The sequence below is a fragment of the Streptomyces sp. NPDC048411 genome (assembly GCF_040704695.1).
In the GTDB taxonomy this organism is placed as follows: Bacteria; Actinomycetota; Actinomycetes; order Streptomycetales; family Streptomycetaceae; genus Streptomyces.
The window spans coordinates 1-16,597 of the sequence record NZ_JBEZKL010000155.1 but is presented as its reverse complement, the minus strand read 5'-3'; the positions used below and the strand labels follow the sequence as shown (position 1 = coordinate 16,597).

At 69.7% G+C, this 16,597-nt stretch carries 13 protein-coding genes and 3 pseudogenes; 10 read left to right on the top strand and 6 right to left on the bottom strand.

All coding sequences use genetic code 11. From position 1 onward, the window contains the following. Positions 1-192: 192 nt before the first annotated feature. A pseudogene (locus tag AB0915_RS33855) lies at positions 193-453 on the bottom strand (hypothetical protein); the annotation flags it as partial. A 483-nt stretch (positions 454-936) separates the two neighbouring features. Between AB0915_RS33855 and AB0915_RS33850 the strand changes: the two are divergent. Then, positions 937-3,195 carry a M4 family metallopeptidase gene (locus tag AB0915_RS33850; protein ID WP_366694703.1) on the top strand — a complete coding sequence of 753 codons (2,259 nt, stop codon included), beginning with the start codon at positions 937-939 and terminating at the stop codon, positions 3,193-3,195. Positions 3,196-3,197: 2 nt separating this feature from the next. Here AB0915_RS33850 and AB0915_RS33845 read toward each other — a convergent pair whose 3' ends face one another. Next, positions 3,198-3,473: a hypothetical protein gene (locus AB0915_RS33845; RefSeq protein WP_366694702.1), complete on the bottom strand. Its 276-nt coding sequence runs from the start codon at positions 3,471-3,473 to the stop codon at positions 3,198-3,200. Positions 3,474-3,595: 122 nt separating this feature from the next. Further along, complete coding sequence (locus tag AB0915_RS33840; protein WP_366694701.1) at positions 3,596-5,005, bottom strand: FtsW/RodA/SpoVE family cell cycle protein; 1,410 nt, start codon at positions 5,003-5,005, stop codon at positions 3,596-3,598. Positions 5,006-5,740: 735 nt separating this feature from the next. Here AB0915_RS33840 and AB0915_RS33835 point away from each other — a divergent pair. The 6 genes from AB0915_RS33835 (at position 5,741) to AB0915_RS33810 (ending at position 10,978) form a co-directional block, all read left to right on the top strand. Then, the gene (locus AB0915_RS33835; protein WP_366694705.1) at positions 5,741-6,397 is read left to right on the top strand and encodes an ATP-dependent endonuclease; all 657 of its coding nucleotides are present in this window, start codon (positions 5,741-5,743) and stop codon (positions 6,395-6,397) included. 168 nt (positions 6,398-6,565) lie between these two features. Further along, positions 6,566-7,144, top strand: coding sequence for an IS607 family transposase (locus tag AB0915_RS33830; RefSeq protein ID WP_366694700.1), 579 nt, complete (start codon positions 6,566-6,568; stop codon positions 7,142-7,144). Then, positions 7,141-8,595, top strand: coding sequence for an IS607 family element RNA-guided endonuclease TnpB (tnpB, locus tag AB0915_RS33825; RefSeq protein ID WP_366694699.1), 1,455 nt, complete (start codon positions 7,141-7,143; stop codon positions 8,593-8,595). Before AB0915_RS33830 ends, tnpB begins: the two co-directional genes overlap by 4 nt. A gap of 96 nt (positions 8,596-8,691) precedes the next feature. Then, the gene (locus AB0915_RS33820) at positions 8,692-9,684 is read left to right on the top strand and encodes an RNA polymerase subunit sigma-70 (protein ID WP_366694704.1); all 993 of its coding nucleotides are present in this window, start codon (positions 8,692-8,694) and stop codon (positions 9,682-9,684) included. Positions 9,685-9,767: 83 nt separating this feature from the next. Next, positions 9,768-10,289 carry a pyridoxamine 5'-phosphate oxidase family protein gene (locus AB0915_RS33815; protein ID WP_366694698.1) on the top strand — a complete coding sequence of 174 codons (522 nt, stop codon included), beginning with the start codon at positions 9,768-9,770 and terminating at the stop codon, positions 10,287-10,289. Further along, positions 10,289-10,978: an alpha/beta hydrolase gene (locus AB0915_RS33810; protein WP_366694697.1), complete on the top strand. Its 690-nt coding sequence runs from the start codon at positions 10,289-10,291 to the stop codon at positions 10,976-10,978. The genes AB0915_RS33815 and AB0915_RS33810 overlap by 1 nt, the downstream gene beginning before the upstream one ends. 274 nt (positions 10,979-11,252) lie before the next feature. Here the strand turns inward: AB0915_RS33810 and AB0915_RS33805 are convergent. Further along, positions 11,253-11,438: pseudogene (locus tag AB0915_RS33805) on the bottom strand (nuclear transport factor 2 family protein); the annotation flags it as partial. Positions 11,439-11,787: 349 nt separating this feature from the next. On the opposite strand from AB0915_RS33805, the gene AB0915_RS33800 reads away from it, so the two are divergent. Further along, positions 11,788-12,333, top strand: coding sequence for a hypothetical protein (locus tag AB0915_RS33800; protein ID WP_366694696.1), 546 nt, complete (start codon positions 11,788-11,790; stop codon positions 12,331-12,333). Positions 12,334-12,539: 206 nt separating this feature from the next. Beyond that, positions 12,540-14,318: a S8 family serine peptidase gene (locus AB0915_RS33795; RefSeq protein WP_366694695.1), complete on the top strand. Its 1,779-nt coding sequence runs from the start codon at positions 12,540-12,542 to the stop codon at positions 14,316-14,318. A gap of 205 nt (positions 14,319-14,523) precedes the next feature. Here the strand turns inward: AB0915_RS33795 and AB0915_RS33790 are convergent. Together AB0915_RS33790 and AB0915_RS33785 are read right to left on the bottom strand one after the other, a co-directional pair. Further along, positions 14,524-14,988 (bottom strand): annotated as a pseudogene (locus AB0915_RS33790) (transposase); the annotation flags it as partial. 566 nt (positions 14,989-15,554) lie between these two features. Continuing rightward, positions 15,555-15,842 (bottom strand): winged helix-turn-helix domain-containing protein, encoded by a 288-nt coding sequence (locus AB0915_RS33785; protein ID WP_366694694.1) that lies wholly within the window; start codon positions 15,840-15,842, stop codon positions 15,555-15,557. A gap of 317 nt (positions 15,843-16,159) precedes the next feature. Between AB0915_RS33785 and AB0915_RS33780 the strand changes: the two genes are divergently transcribed. Then, a partial coding sequence (locus AB0915_RS33780) for a restriction endonuclease (RefSeq protein WP_366694693.1) occupies positions 16,160-16,597 on the top strand: 438 nt, incomplete at its 3' end.

The following is a 16,597-nucleotide window of genomic DNA, read 5'->3' as shown; positions in this document are numbered from 1 at the left end:
CACGTCCTCGATGATCACTGCTGCCAGACCCGAAAATACCGTAGCCACAAGAGAGTTGACATCCATCACAAGATCATGATCGAGACGGCTACACGACGTCACCACCGACTACGGGCCAGACCCGTTAAATTGACACACCCGGACCCCCCCGGGGCGGGGTCCTTGCGGGAGAAGACCCTGTATTAGCTGCTGGGCGCGATGCACCAGCCGGCTGCGGGCGTCGTCGGTGACGGCGACCAGGTGACCGAGGTCCTCGCCCTGCGCGGCGAGTTCACAGTCGACGCCGGCCTCGCGCAGCAACTGGTCGGCCCTCCACCGGTACAGGATGCGGGCCGGGCCGTTGTGGAACTCCCAGTGGTGCCAGCCGCAGCCGCTGCAGCTGTGATACCGCCGCATGCGGGGGCGGCTGACGAGGTCGTGGAGTACTTCGATGAGGCCGTGGAAGGTGTCCTCGCCGGCGGCAGTGCGGCGGTCAGGCGCCGGATCCGGTCTTCGCCGGCCGAGCCGATCGGTGCGGTGCAGCCGATTCGGGCGCGGGCGTCGATGACGAACTCGACGAGAGGACACGGATCCTGACGGACCGGATCCGGAGGCCGGTCGGCGCAGCACCGACGTGAAGGCGGGCCAGGCGGTGCGGACGATCCGGCGGTGCCGGAGTACCGCCGCGGCACCACCGTGCGCGGCGGCCAGGACCGGAGGAAATCACCCGGGCTGTCGGAATCCGGATGTCAGGAACCCGACCCCATCAAGGACGTGACATGCACAGGTCGACAATGGCAGACTCTTCTCCGGCCGCGCGGGGCTGGACGTTCCCCACAGGGATCTCGCACCGCTGCGGTCATGTCCTCCTCACCGCACCACCAGCTCTACTCGGGCAGTACCCCCTGCCCGGGCTGTCACCGGCCGCAACCCCGGTCGCCGCAGAAGGAGTTCCGAGTGAGAACGACCCCCCGTAAAGCTGTTGCCGCGAGCGCGCTCATAGCGGCCGCCGCGATGATCGCCGTTGCGCTCCCCACTCCCGCCACCGCCGGCACCCAGGCCGACGCGCCCAAGGCGAAGGTCCAGGCCGGGGCGCTGCAGGTCCAGCTCAGCGCGAGCGAGCGCGCCACGCTGCTCGCCGACGCGCAGGCCACCGTCGCCACCACCGCCAAGACCCTGGGCCTGGGCGGCCAGGAACAACTGCTGGTGAAGTCCGTCCTGAAGGACGCCGACGGCACAGTGCACACCCGCTACGAGCGGACCTTCGCGGGCCTGCCGGTCCTCGGCGGCGACCTCGTCGTCCACGCGGCGGCGAACGGCGCCGTCAAGAGCGTCAGCAAGGCGACCAAGGCGACGGTGAAGGTCGCATCGACCACCGCCGTGAAGAGCGCCGACTCGGCGAAGGCCTTCGCGCTCGACCGCGCCAAGGCCAAGGGCGCCACCGCCCCGAAGGCCGGCACCGTCCGCAAGGTCGTCTGGGCCGCCTCCGGCAAGCCCGTGCTGGCCTGGGAGTCCGTGATCGGCGGCGTGCAGCACGACGGCACCCCGTCCGAGCTGCACGTCATCACCGACGCCACCACCGGTGCCAAACTGTTCGAGTACCAGGGCATCGAGACCGGCACCGGCACCGGCCAGTACAACGGGCAGGTCACCCTCGGCACCACGCTGTCGGGCTCGACCTACGAGATGACCGACGGCACCCGCGGCGGCCACAAGACGTACGACCTGAACGGCGGCAGCTCCGGCACTGGCACGCTGTTCACCGACGCGGACGACGTCTGGGGCAACGGCCTGCCGAGCGACCGTCAGACCGCCGGTGTTGACGCCGCGTTCGGCGCCCAGGCCACGTGGGACTACTACAAGAACGTCCACGGCCGCAACGGCATCAGGAACGACGGCGTCGGCGCCTACTCCCGCGTGCACTACGGCAACGCCTACGTCAACGCGTTCTGGTCCGACTCCTGCTTCTGCATGACCTACGGCGACGGCTCCGGCAACACCAAGCCGCTCACCTCCCTCGACGTGGCCGCCCACGAGATGAGCCACGGCGTCACCTCCAACACCGCCGGCCTGATCTACAGCGGCGAGTCCGGCGGCCTCAACGAGGCGACCTCGGACATCATGGCCGCGGCCGTCGAGTTCTACGTGAACTCCGCGACCGACCCGGGTGACTACCTGGTCGGCGAGAAGATCGACATCAACGGCAACGGCACCCCCCTGCGCTACATGGACCAGCCGAGCAAGGACGGCACGTCCAAGGACGCCTGGTACTCCGGCATCGGCAGCATCGACGTCCACTACTCCTCCGGCCCGGCCAACCACTGGTTCTACCTGGCCTCCGAGGGCAGCGGCGCCAAGGTCGTCAACGGCGTGAGCTACAACAGCCCGACCTCCGACGGCCTGCCCGTCACCGCGATCGGCCGCGACGCCGCCGCTAAGATCTGGTACCGCGCACTGTCGACCTACATGACCTCCTCCACCAACTACGCCGCCGCCCGCACCGCCACCCTGCAGGCGGCCGCCGACCTGTACGGGCTCGGCAGCGACACCTACAACAACACCGCCAACGCCTGGGCCGCCATCAACGTCGGCCCCCGCATCGTCCAGGGCGTGACGGTCACCGACCCCGGCCTCCAGACCACGCTGGTCAACAAGTCCGCGAGCCTGCAGATCCAGGCCACCAGCACCAACCCGGGCGCGCTGACCTACACGGCCACCGGCCTGCCGGCCGGCCTGTCGCTCGACGCCTCCACCGGCCTGATCTCCGGCACCCCCACCAAGCTGGGCACCAGCACGGTCACGGTCACGGTCACGGACTCGACCAACGCCTCCTCCACCGCGACGTTCACCTGGAACGTCGTCAGCGTGATCAAGACCTTCGAGAACACCACCGACGTCGCCATCCCCGACGGGGGCGCCGCGGTCTACTCGGACGTCAACGTCACCGGGATCGCCGGCAGGGCACCGAGTGCCCTCAAGGTCGACGTGAACATCAAGCACACCTGGCGCGGTGACCTGGTCATCGACCTGGTGGCCCCTGACGGCACGCTGTACCGCCTGAAGGATTCCAACATCAACGACTCGGCCGACGACGTGCTCGCCACCTACACCGTGAACGCCTCCAAGAAGACCGCCAACGGCACCTGGAGGCTCAAGGTCCAGGACATGTTCCGCGGCGACAGCGGCTTCATCGACAGCTGGAAGCTGAACTTCTGACCTCAATAGCAGCACACTGAGGCGGCGGGACTCCTCCCGCCCGGGCCCGGCTGGCCATGACCGGCCGGGCCCGAACGCTGCTCCGGGCTGCGGGCCACGAGACCCGCGACGAATTGCAGATCCACCTGGTCCCTGTGCTGCCGGGCGGTGGAGTGCGGCTGTTCGGAGTGCGGCTGTTCAAGGAGATGGGCGACCGCACCCGCGAGTTCGAGACCACCAGGGTCATCGACCTCTCCGGGGTCGCCCACCTCCGGCTGCGCGACTGCGGCTACGGCCATCAGCGACCTCCAGGCTGGATGCGGCTGCGCGCCGTGAGCGAAGGCCGACGGTCCCCCGCGCGCCCCACTGCAACCGGAAGCCGAACCAGTCCACCTGTCGCGGAAGAACACGCTGGGCTTGTTCACGGGCGCATTGTTTGGGGCATCTCGGGGGCGGGCGCGGGGCGGCGTGCGGTGTCGCTGATGCGGATCAGGATGCCGATGAGGGCCCAGTTGGCGATGACGGAGGAACCGCCGTACGCCAGGAACGGCATCGTCATACCGGTCAGCGGGATCAGGCCCATCACACCGCCGGCGACGACGAAGACCTGCAGGGCGAACGCGCCCGACAGGCCGATGGCGAGCAGTTTGCCGAATGGGTCGCGGGCCGCGAGGGCGGTGCGTAGGCCGCGCTCCACGATCAGGCCGTAGATCAGCAGGATTGCCATGCCGCCCGTCAGGCCCAGTTCCTCGGCGAAGGTGGCAAGGATGAAGTCGGAGTTGGCGGCGAACCGGATGAGGTCGGAGTGACCCTGCCCGAGGCCGGTGCCGAGAGTGCCGCCGGAGCCGAACGCCCACAGCGCCTGCATCGACTGCTCGGAATGACCGGCCACGCCCTGGTGGCTGAGCGTGTATTCGCGCATGGGGTCGAGCCAGGCCTGGACACGTTGCTGGACATGCGACTCGAAGGAGGCGACGCCGACGGCGCCGGCCGCGGACATCAGCAGACCGAAGACGATCCAGCTGGTCCGCTCGGTGGCGACATACAGCATGATGACGAACATTCCGAAGAACAGCAGCGACGTGCCGAGGTCGGTCTCGAAGACCAGGATCAGGATCGAGAGGAACCAGATGACCAGGATCGGGCCGAGGTCGCGGCCGCGTGGCAGGTACAGGCCCATGAAGCGGCGGCTGGCCAGAGCCAGCGCGTCGCGCTTGACCATCAGGTAGCCGGCGAAGAAGACCGCGAGCACGATCTTCGCGAACTCACCGGGCTGGATGCTGAAGCTGCCGACGTGGATCCAGATCTTGGCACCGTATATGTCGGCGCCCAGGCCCGGGACCAGCGGCAGCAGCAGGAGGAAGAGCGCGCCGACCATGGAGATGTAGGTGTAGCGCTGCAGGACGCGGTGGTCCTTGAGGAATATCAGCACCACGATGAACAGCGCGATGCCCATCGCCGTGTACATCAGCTGCCGTGGCGCGGCTGTTCCCGCCTGCTTGATCGACTGCAGCAGCTTGGACTGGTCCAGTCGCCAGATGACGACCAGGCCGAGCCCGTTCAGCAGCGTGGCCAGCGGCAGCAGCAGCGGGTCCGCATGCGGGGCGGACTTCCGTACGACGAGATGGGCGACGCCGGCCAGTAGGCCCAGGCCCAGGCCGTAGCTCAACAGGCCGGACGGCACTTGGCTGTTGATGGCCAGGCCCACGTTGGCGTAGGCGAACACCGGGATGACTACGGCGAACACCAGCAGCGCGAGCTCGGTGTTGCGCCGGCTCGGCGCGCCGATCGTGTTCGTGTGGTGCGTCGACCTATTCGATGTACTGGTCATCGTGTGACGTGGCCTCTCACGGCTTGCGTGCTGCTGACCGCACAGCGAGGAGACGACCTTCTGCTCTCCTGCGACAGGCCGGGGCCGGAGCCGGGCCTGGGAGTGGGTGCGGTAGTGGTCTGGGACGGCGACGTCGAAGTCAGCGGAGTCGGCGGCGCTGTTGCCTTGATATCGCCTTAGACGTGAAGGAAGCGTGTGTGGTTCCTGTGGTGCCTGTGGCACCGCCGGCCTTGCCCTGGCCCGTCCTGGTGTTGTTCTGGGACTCGGTATCGTGCTGTCGTTCCCGGCCCTTGCGAGTCCTTCGAACCGTTCCTGTCCAGTGCGCATGAGTGAGCCCTGGACCCACTGCTGTGTACTGGGCGCATCCGGAACCGTGTTGGATGCTCTGGGTTCCCGCTTTCGCGTCCCGTTCGGTGACGGCTCTCCAGGGGGCCGGTCCGTGGCACTCCGCCGTGCCGCATCGGGCAGTCGCCATGCGCGACTTCAGCAGCCGGCGATGTCACAGCTCTACGCCGCACCGGACCGCAGTGCGCACTACGTCCTCGCCCATGGGAAGGGTGAGGTGCCCCGGGTCGACCTGCGCGCGTCGCGCTGCGGGCCACGCAGGTGGCAGCGAAGAAGAACGGCGGCTACGCGAAGCCGCACCTCCTCCGATTTCTTGAGTCGTCGCCCCAAAAAACGTGCGTGCGTACGGGGTTTCGGCCGTGCCAGGATGGCGTGGGGAAGCGAGGTCTCGTGGACGAGTTGAGGCGTTTTGGCCTGGCGCTGGTCGCGTGGGCGGCCGGCGGAGCGGGGGCGGGTGCGGCCGCCACGGTGGCGCGGGAGCTCGCCGGCTGCGGTGTGCGCATGGTCGTGCTCGTCGAGGGGAGCAGTGATCAGGTCGCGCTCGAAGCGCTGGCCACGCGCTACGGCCGCGATCTCGATGCGGAGGGCGTTGCGGTCGTACCGCTCGGAGGCGCGATGAGCATCGGGCGCTTCCTGGACGTGTGCGGTCCTCCGGGGCTCGGCCTCCCGCTGGCCGGTCTCTGCGACATCGGCGAGGAGCGGCACTTCCGGCGTCACCTGGAGCGGGTCGGACTCGGGTCCGGTCTCACGCGCGCGGGACTGGAGACACTCGGTTTCCATGTGTGCGTCGCCGACCTGGAGGACGAGTTGATCCGCGCTCTCGGGGCCGAGGGTGTGCAGCAGGTGATCGAGGCCCAGGGTGAGATGCGCCCCTTCCACACCTTCCAGGGCCAGCCGGCACAGCGGGAACGGCCTGTGGAACACCAGCTGCGACGCTTCATGGGCACGCACAGCGGTCGCAAGGCGCTCTACGCGCAGGCGCTGGTCGCGCATCTGGACCCCGGGCGCGTTCCCCGGCCTCTGGAGCGCCTCCTCGCGCACGTCTGAGACGGCCATCACCATCGCCGCCGCCGTCGCCGTGCGCGGCCCCCTTCCAGAGGATCGGCATCGGCGGGACAGCCCTTAGGGTTTACCGGTGGCGGTCGGATAGGGGTGAACAACAGTTCCCGCTTTTTTCAGTGGATATCCGTCATCCTCAGTGAATAACCTGATGTCGTGAAGCTTTCCGAGTGGGCAGCGCGCAACGGCGTGCACTACCAGACCGCGTGGACCTGGGCGAAAGAGGGCCGTATGCCGGTCCCGGTCGTCCAGACGCCGTCGGGTACGTGGCTCGTGACCGAGCCCGCCCCGCAGACTGCGGGACGGGTCGTGGCGTACTGCCGTGTCTCGTCCGGTGACCAGAAAGCGGACCTGGAGCGCCAGGTCGCCCGGACGGTGCAGGGCGCAACGGCTCGGGGTCTCACGGTCGCTGACGTGGTGACGGAGGTCGGCTCCGGCTTGAACGGGCGCCGCCGCGAGCTGCACCGACTGCTCGCCGACCCGGGTGTCGGCACGATCGTGGTCGAGCACCGCGACCGCCTCGCCCGGTTCGGCGTCGAGCACCTCGAAGGAGCCCTCTCGGCCTCGGGGCGACGCCTGGTCGTCCTTGACCCGGCGGAGACCGCCGACGACCTCGTACGGGACATCACCGAGGTCCTGACCTCGATGTGCGCACGCCTGTACGGCCGCCGCTCCTCGAAGAATCGCGCCGCCCAGGCCATCGCCGCCACCACCGGCCCGGATGTGGTCGGATGAAGAAGTTCAAGCCGCAGCCCGGCTTCAACGTCCTCGCGCACAAGCTCGCGCTGGATCCGAATGCCACGGCCAACCGCCACCTGCACTCGCATGGAGGTGCCGCGCGGGCCGCGTACAACTGGGCGGTCGCGCACGTCACTGCCGTGTGGTGGCAGCGTAAGGCCGAGCAGTCGTACGGCATCCCCGAGGACGAGCTGACTGAGTGGCGGTCGTGGACGCTGCCCTCGCTGCGGAAGGCGTTCAACGAGGACAAGCGCACCAACCCGCGCTTCGCCGGCTGGTGGGAGGAGAACTCCAAGGAGGCATACAACACCGGCCTGGCAGGCGCGTCGGCCGCGTTCGATAACTATGCGAAGTCGAAGAACGGCAAGCGCAAGGGGCGCACGATGGGCATCCCGCGCTTCAAGGCGAAGCGGAAAGCGCGCCTGACCTGCCGGTTCACTACCGGCACGATCCGTATCGAGCCTGACGGCAGGCATATCACCCTGCCCAGGATCGGCACGGTCCGCCTCCACGAGGACGCCTCCCACCTGCGGGCCCTCGCCGACGCCGGGAACATGCGGATCCTGTCCGCGACCGCACGTCTTGACCGGGGGCGCTGGTTCGTGTCGTTGCAGGTCGAGGAGAAGCATGAGCTGGTCAAGGTTGCCCGTCCGGACGCGGCGGTCGGCATCGACCTCGGCATCAAGACCCTAGCGGTCCTCGCGGACAGCGACGGTGTCCTTGGCGCAGAACCCAACCCACGCCATCTCGACCGCGCGCAGAAACAGCTGCGCCACGCCAGCCGTGCCGTCTCCCGCCGCCGTGGCCCCGACCGGCGCACCGGGCAGCAGGCGTCGAAGCGCTGGGAGAAGGCCAGTCAGGCGCGGAATAAGATCCATCACCGGGTCGCGAACCTCCGCGAGGACACCCTCCACCAGATGACGACCCGCCTTGCCCGCGAGTACGGCACGATCGTCGTCGAAAACCTCAACGTCGCCGGAATGGGCCGCAATCGGCGCCTGTCCCGCCGCGTCGCGGACGCCGCGTTCGGCGAGATCCGACGCCAGCTCACCTACAAGACCCGCCGGCGCGGCACGCGACTCATCGTCGCCGACCGCTGGTACCCCTCCTCGAAGACCTGCTCCCGCTGCGGTGCGGTGAAAACCAAACTGCCCCTCAGCATGCGCATCTTCGAGTGCGACAACTGCGGCCTCGTCCTCGACCGGGACGCCAACGCCGGACACAACTTGGTCGCCCTCGCGGCCCGCACCACAGGTACCGGAGTGGCCGGAGACCTGGACCTCGCCAAGGCGAAGTCGAAGCCCCGTGGAGCCGACCGGAAGACCCGCGTCACCCGCCCGCGCCTCAAGGCCGGGACGGGGCGGGCAGGTGGCGCGATCCCCAGCCCCCGCGCCGGGAAGGAAACGGGAGACCGTCAACAGGACACCGGCGCGCAACTCGCGCTCTGATGACCCGTTACGGACCATTCCGTTGGAAACATCGGGATTGCTGAAATCACTTGATGATCAAAGCAACGGAGCTGAGCGTTGGATGGGCCGGCGAGTGTGGACAGCGAGGTGCTCGCCGCTGTGCGAGCGGCGGACGGGGCGGCGTTCGCCGGGCTCGCCGAGCGGCATCGGTGGGAGTTGCGGGTGCACTGCTACCGGATGGTGGGCTCGTTCGACGATGCAGAGGACCTGGTGCAGGAGGCGTTGCTGCGGGCGTGGCGCTATCGCGGGAGTTTCCAGGGCCGCTCCGCATTTCGGGCGTGGCTGTACCGGATCGCGACGAACGTGTGCCTGGACTTCCTCGACCGGCAGCCGCGGCAGCTGACACCGGGTGAGTCCGGCCGACCGGCCGACGTGGGGTGGCTGCAGCCGTTCCCGGACCGGTTGCTGGAGCCGGTGGCTGCTCGGGAGGCGGAGCCGGAGGCCGTGGTCGTCGCCAGGGAGACCATCGAGCTGGCATTCGTGGTGGCGATCCAGCACCTGCCGCCTCGCCAGCGGGCCGTGCTGATTCTGCGGGACATGCTCGGCTGGCCGGCGGCGGAAACCGCCGCGCTGCTGGAGACGAGCGTGGCCGCGGTGAAAAGCGCGTTGCAGCGGGCACGGCCGGTGCTGCGGGAGCACTTGCCAGAACGCCGCGCTGGGCGGGTCTCGGCCACTCCCCTTGCTGACCGGGAGCGGGAGCTGCTGCGTCGTTTCCTGGCTGCCCACGAGCGGGCCGACGTCGCGGCGTTGGCGGAGCTCCTGAGCGAGGACGTGCGGCTGTCCATGCCACCGTTGCCGTACTCCTTCGTCGGCCGGGCGGACGTCGTCGCCTTCGTCGGGAACGCACTGGGATCGGGGTCGCCCTTGCATCGGGGGCAGTGGCGGGGTGTGCCGGTGGCGGCGAACCGGCAGCCGGCCATGGCCGGCTACATCCGGCTGCCGGGAGAGGCGGCCTACCAGCCGCAGGTGCTCAACGTGCTGCGAGTCGAGGATGGGGAGATCACCGAGATCGTTGCGTTCGAGCCCCGTGTCTTCGGCGCGTTCGGCCTGCATGCGACCCTGCCCTGATAGCTCCGATTCCTTTTCCGCGCTCGGGTGGTCTCACAGTGCACGACCGCAACCGGTGCGGTCGAGGAGGCAAGGAGCTGAATGTGCACACACTGACCCACGAGGAGCTGGCGGCCCTGCGGCAGGGAGATGTCCGCCTGCTGGACAGCGACATCGCGCAGGGCCTGCTGGCCTCGACCGAGCTCGCGCGCGTGGCGTATGTGGCAGCCGATGGCACACCACGGGCGTTCCCGATGCTGTTCCACTGGACTGGGCAAGATGTGGTGCTGTCCACGTTCTTCCCCGCCCGGAAGATCGCGGCGCTGCGGGCCAGGCCCGATGTGGCGATCACGATCGATGCCGCCGGGACCCCGCCGCGGGCGCTGTTGATCCGTGGCCGTGCCGAGGTCACCGATGTCGACGGGATCGTCCCGGAGTACGCGCTGGCCATGCGCCGCTACGGTGACGAGGAGGAGGGCGCGGCCCGGGTCGCGGCCGTCGACCATCCTGGTGTGCGGATGGCCCGGATCGCGGTGCGCCCCGCCTGGGTGGGGGTCCTGGACTTCCAGACCCGATTCCCCGGTGACTCCACGGCCGCCGAGTTCACGCGGCGGGGACAGGCGTGATGACCGAGTACGTGTTCATCTCCGGAGCCGGGTCCGATTCCTGGTACTGGCACCTGCTCGCCGACGAGCTGCGCACCCGCGGCCATCGCGTGGCCACGCCCGAGTTGCCCTGCGACGACGATGCGGCCGGGCTGCCCGAGTATGCCGACACGGTGGCCGCCGCGATCGGCGACCGCACCGGCACCGTACTGGTCGCCCACTCCTTCGGCGGATTCACCGCGCCGCTGGTCTGCCTGCGCGCCCCCGTCGAGCGACTGGTGCTGCTGACCGCGATGATCCCGCAGCTTGGCGAGGCTCCCGGCACATGGTGGGCCAACACAGGTTACGAACAGGCCCGACGCGAGCAGGACGAGCGCGACGGCCGGGACCCCGATGACGAGGACGCCCTGTTCTTCCATGACGTCCCGCCCGCGCTGGCCGCTCAGGCGCGCGAGCACAGTCGCCGGCAGTCCGAGACCCCGTTCGCGGCGCCCTGGCCGTTGTCCGCGTGGCCTTCGACGCCGACGGCGTTCCTGCTGTGCCGGGACGACCGCTTGCTCCCCGCCGCGTTCATGCGCCGCGTCGTCGCCGAACGCCTCGGGATCGTTCCCGACGAGATCGACGGCGGCCACATGGTTGCTCTCGCACGGCCCCGACAACTCGCCGACCGCTTGGAGGCATACGCCACCACGGACTCGACAACGCCCTGACCAGCGCAGGGCGTGATCGAGCTCTGGACCCTGCTGCCCGTCCCTGTCTCCGGCCGGACCACCCACCGGCCGGAGACACACCAACCTCCGCGTTGGCCGGCCGTGGACTCCTGCACCGGGAGCGGATGCCCGCCAGAGACCTGAGCACCGAACATCGCGCGCCACGGCAGCACACCTGCCTGAGTGTTGGCCTCTGGCCATGACGTGTCGGCTTGTCCTCGACGTGGAGGCCGTCCTCCATCCCTCTTCTTCGGAGGGAATCCCCGCCTTCAGGTCATGATTGGTCGGGGTGGCTGAGACGCACCGTCTCTCCGCCGAATGGCAGGAGCGTGACCCGGTTGGCCAGGAACCAGGTGTCCTCGACCTTCCGGAACGTGTCCTCGTAGTGGCCCACGTTCGCGGGGAGCGTCGGGGGCACCATGCCATCGGTATAGCCGTCGACCCGGTAAGTGGCGAAGTAACGACAGCGGGAACCGGTGGTACAGCCACACGTAGTGGGAGATGATCTCGCCGTCGTACCGGTGCCCCGGTACGACGGTGACACGGACGACACGAGCAGGCCCCTCCCCGATACGACCTCCACGAAGATCATCCCACGCCGGTCAATCAACGTGACAGCGCCGCAGGGCGGATGCTGCGGCCGTGGGCTTCGTCAACGCGTCCGTCACGCGGCTCCGTCGCTTGGCGGTATGTCCCGGAATGTGTTCTTGGTCGGTTGGTGCTTTGCTGCTTGGTGGCGGCAGCCTGGCTTTCTTGGCGTGCCGCTCGTCTGTGCTTCCGAAACCGAGAGGCTCAAGGAGGAGTCCCGCATGTCCGTCTACACCCCCCAGCAGATCAGCCAGCCGCAGACCCAGCAGCCGCACAACCAGCAGCAGCTGTTCGGCCAGCCCCCGATCACGCAGCCGCAGTACGGCCAACAGCAGCCCTGGGGCCAGATCGGCCAGCAGCAGATCGCGCAGGTGGTCCAGCAGTCGATCCAGCAGGCGTGCCAGCAGGCGAGCCAGCAGGTGGCGCAGCGCCTGCAGCAGACGCTGCAGCAGATCCAGCAGGTCCAGCAGCAGCTGCAGCAGCAGGGCTTGGCCCACCAGGCGCACCCGTACCTGGCTGTAGCGCTGCACCACACCCTGCTCCAGGGCGTACGCAGCGCTGTGGAGCAGTCCGTGCAGCAGGCGCTGCCTATCGCGATCCTGACGCTGGTGCAGCAGAGCCAGCAGCCGTCGGGCGGTGGTTACGGCCAGCAGCAGTTCGGCCAGTTCCCGGGCATGCAGCCGCAGGGCCAGCTCGGACAGTTCCCGGGCCAGGGGATGTTCGGGCAGCAGCCGCAGTACGGGCAGCTGTCGCCTATGGGCATGTGAGCACCCCGGTCGGGCGGCACCCGTTCCCTTTTCTCCCTGTGGGGGAGCGGGCCTGCCCGGCCGGATACCCCGCCGCGCCGTGGCACGCGAGGGCCTCAGGCGCGGCGTGACGCCGGCCGGGGAGCTCATGAACGCCCGCTTCCCGGCCGGCCACTGAAGATCCGGGGCGTACGACGACGCTTTACGTTGAGATGGCGGTTGGCTGAATGAGTGAGCAGGGCGGCAACGGTGTGAAGCCGGGCAACGGCAAGGGCGGGAAGAGCTCGCGTGCGCAGGGCGCGGTGGGCGAGGACGAACAGCAGCCGCCGGCCGCGGGCGGGGCGGGCGGCACGGGCGGGGAACGCCGCGAGCGGCCGGAGGCCGGTGTGCCGGGTCGGGGTGCGCGGGCGGGGTGGGGCCGCTACCTGGTCGCGCCCCGACCCCTGGGGCTGCTGGGCGGTGGGGTGCCGCCGATCGAGGCCTCGGCGCTGTTCAAGCTGCTGGAGGAAGACCCCGATGTGGAACCGGTGGCGCAGGTGCGCCCGTCGCGGTCGCGCGGGTTGGGGGCGATCGCGGAGCCGCATCCGGCCTGCCCACCGGTCGCGGTGGTGAAGATGCCCCAGGAACGGGCCCGCGCCCTGGCCGGGAACCCGCAGGTGGTTGTGGAGATCGACCAGCCGCTGTCCTACACCCCCATCCCCTCCGTGGGTGTGGGCCCGGTGCCGGTGATCGACCCCATGCTCGCGGTCACGCTGGAGGAGCCCGAACAGTTCACGCTGCGCGTGGTGGGCGGTGACGGGGATGCGGTGGCCGGGGCGCATGTGTGGGCGATCGGCACCGGTGGCCCCGTGCATGGCATCACCGGCCCGGACGGGCGACTGACGCTGACCCTGGCCGCGGACACCCCAGACACCCTGCAGGCCCTCTACGTCCGCCCGGTGGCCGGCTACTGGCCAGGCCGCACCGGCACCCCCCAACCCGCGGGCAACGGGGAGGCGGTAGTTACGGTGCAGGCCCTGGCGGACACCTTCGAGGGCTTCCCCGGCAAGGCGCTCACCGGCTGGGGCAGCCAGGCGATGCGGCTCAATCAGATCCCGCCGACCTACCGCGGCGACGGAATTAAGATCGCGCTGCTTGATTCGGGGGTGAACACCGCCCACCCGGACCTCAAGAGCACCGTTCAGCACGGTCACGACTTCACCGGCGCCGGAAACGGCACCTGGGGCCTCGATGTGACCGGGCACGGCACCTGGTGTGCTGGCATCGTCGCCGCGGCGGACAACAACGCCGGTATCGCCGGGATCGCGGCGGAGGCCGAGGTGCATGCCCTGAAACTGTTCCCCGGCGGGCACCTCAGCGACCTGCTCGAGGCGGTCGACTACTGCATCACCCACGACATCGACATCGCCCAGATCAGCCTCGCCTACCCCGTACCATCCCAGTTGGCCGCCTGGAAACTCGCCGACGCGCACGCCGCCGGCATCAGCGTCATCGCCCCGGCCGGGGACACCGCCGGGCCTCTCACCCACCCGGCCGCGCTGCCGGGGGTCCTGGCGGTGGGGGCGATCGCGCACACCGGCACCTATCCCGTGAGTAGCCCGCTCACCGCGGTGCAGCCGCCGTGGCCCGGCCCCTACCCGGCACCGTTCACCCCCACCGGCCCCGGCGTGGACCTGGTGGCGCCCGGTGCGGCGGTCATTACCACCGCGCTCGGCGACGGCTATGCCGCCGTCGACGGCACGGCGATCTCCGCCGCGCACGTCACCGGCCTGGCGGCGCTGCTGCTGGCCCACCACGACCACCTGCGCACCCAGGCGGTGCCCCGCGCCGCGGCCCGCGCCGACCTGCTGTACCTGCTGCTGCGCACCGCCTGCCAGCCCCTGCCCGGCGCCGACCCCCGCCTGGGGGCCGGGATCGCCGACGCCCCCACCGCCCTCGGTATCCCCGCCAGTTGGCAGCAGGACTACCGGGCCGAGGGATACGCGGCGGCGCACCAGCGAGGCTGACGGCGCGACGCCGTCACAGATCGTCCCCCTTGCCGCCATACCGCCACACCCAGGGGGGTGGAACGCGGCCGCCGGGCCCACTGTCAGCCGAACAGGTCGCACACCCGGATCGTGCGCACGTTCAGCCAGCGGGCCCGGCGCGCCGGCAACCACCCGCTCGCCGCGCTCGGCCGGGCCGCCGCCCGTGCCGGCGGTGGTGCCGGCTGGTGCCGAAGGCGCGCTCCACGATGCCTTTGGCGGTGGGAGCGAAGGGCGGGGCGGGCTGGACGCTGATGCCGAGGGTTTCGCAGGCGGCGGTGAACGCCCGGGAGACGAAGACCTTGCCCCGGTCGACGACGATCGTCTCCGGCAGGACCACCGGCCGGGCCGCCGCCCCGGCCAGGCGCTCGTCCAGGGAAGCCAGCCGCTGGTGGGGCAGCGCCCGGGTGTGGTCCATGCGCAGGATGTCGGGCCAGGTCGGGCGGGCGGGGTGCGGGACGGCCATCTCCGCCAGCAGCAGGGCCGCGTCGACGGCCTTGGTCGCACTGGGGCACAGAACGGCGGCGAGGATGGCGCGGGTGGCGACGTTGACCGCGATGGTCAGTTCGGGGCGGGCGAGGGTGCCGTTATCGAAGAGGGCGAGGACGTCCAGGCGGGTGGTGTCGACCTGGACCTGCTCACCGGGCCGCAGCGCCGTGGTGGGGGTGAAGGCCCGCCCGTCGAAGCTGGCGGGTGTCTGCCGGACGGGACCGGCGGGCAGTTCGCCGGGGCGGGCGAGTGTGATTCCGGGTTTCGTAGATGGTGCAGTGGGGGTTACTTGAGCCGGGGTGTTGGGAGTTTTCTGATAAAGAAGCGGGCAGCTTCCGGGGAGCTGGAGGCGGTGATAACGGAGAGTCTGGCCTGCGGTTGTTGGGGGTTCGTTGATAACGGCGGTGTGGTGTTGGTGATGCTCTCCGGCATCTAAAGGTCTGGTGTGGGTTTGTGATGGTCAGCGGCTTGCTGTGTGGTCGGGCCCGCCGGTCCGGTGCAGGGCGGTGCCGATGTCGTGTGCGGTCCAGCTATCGGTGCGTGCTCCGCCGTGGTGGAGGAGGAGTCGCATGTAGCGGCCGTAGCGTCCCGGGGCGGGGTAAGAGTGAGGCCGATGGTGTCGAGGGAGTGGCGTGGGACGGGACCGGCCATGTCCTCGGGCCTGCCGGTGGAGACGTAGTGGAAAGTGCCGTCTGCCGGGGGTGATCCGAGGAGGCTGCCCCGCCCCGCCTACCGGCTTCTCGCCAGCCGGGACCCTTCGGACGTACGGCGGTAGAGCACCGATCGGCCGGACCGGGCGCGGGCGATAAGGCCGGCCCGGTGCAGTACGCCAAGGTGGTACGAGACCGTGGCGGGGCTGAGGAAGTGACGTGCCGCCAACTGTGTGGAGGCGGGTTGTGCCAGCTCGGCGAGCAGCCCGGCGCGGGTGGGGCCGAGCAGCTGGGCCATCTCGGCGGAGGGCGCTGCTGGGGCGATGGTGTTGGCAATGGTCTTGTCATGCACGGGATAGGTGAGCATCGGGGGCCGGACTTTGTCGCGCGTTGCGTCTACGGCTACGCCCGGCCGGGGTGCGACGAGTGACGGCACGAGGACAAGTTCGGACACGGTGCAAGACCAGGACGCCCCACGGCGCGGTCGACGAAGTTCTCCGTCCGTGTCAGACGCCCAGACGGGGCTCCGGACGGCCATGACGTCAGCGACATGAGGTGCTCGATGTCGAACTCACCCCGTGGAACACCGGCACCTCCTACCTGGCCAACCTCACCGGATAGAACCACCGCCGGATGGGGAGCAACAAGGGCGGCACACAGCCGCACTACGGGAGGGGCAGAAACATGGGAACGGTGCTGCTGGTGGCGTTAGCCGCCGTGGTGGCCGCGGTCGTCGTCACCGGCCTGGTACGCGTCGGGCGACGCGAAGCACAAGCCGAGAAGGCGCGGCTGGCTGAAGAGGCGCGACGGCAAGCGCGCCGGTCGCTGGACGCGGTGTGGGCGATGGACGACCGCGAGTTCGAGGAGTATATCGCTGAGCTGTGCCGCCGGGACGGCTGCACAGACGTACAGCGGGTCGGCGGTGCCGGCGACCTGGGCGCCGACGTCATCGGCCGCCTCCCGGACGGCAGGAAGATCGTGATCCAGTGCAAGCGCTACGCGAAGCACCGCACGGTCGGCAGCCGTGACATCCAGACGTTCAACGGCACCGCCCGTGCCGAACACGGCGCCGACGTCCCCCTCTTTGTCGCCTCCTGCGTCTTCACCGACCCGGCCCGCAAG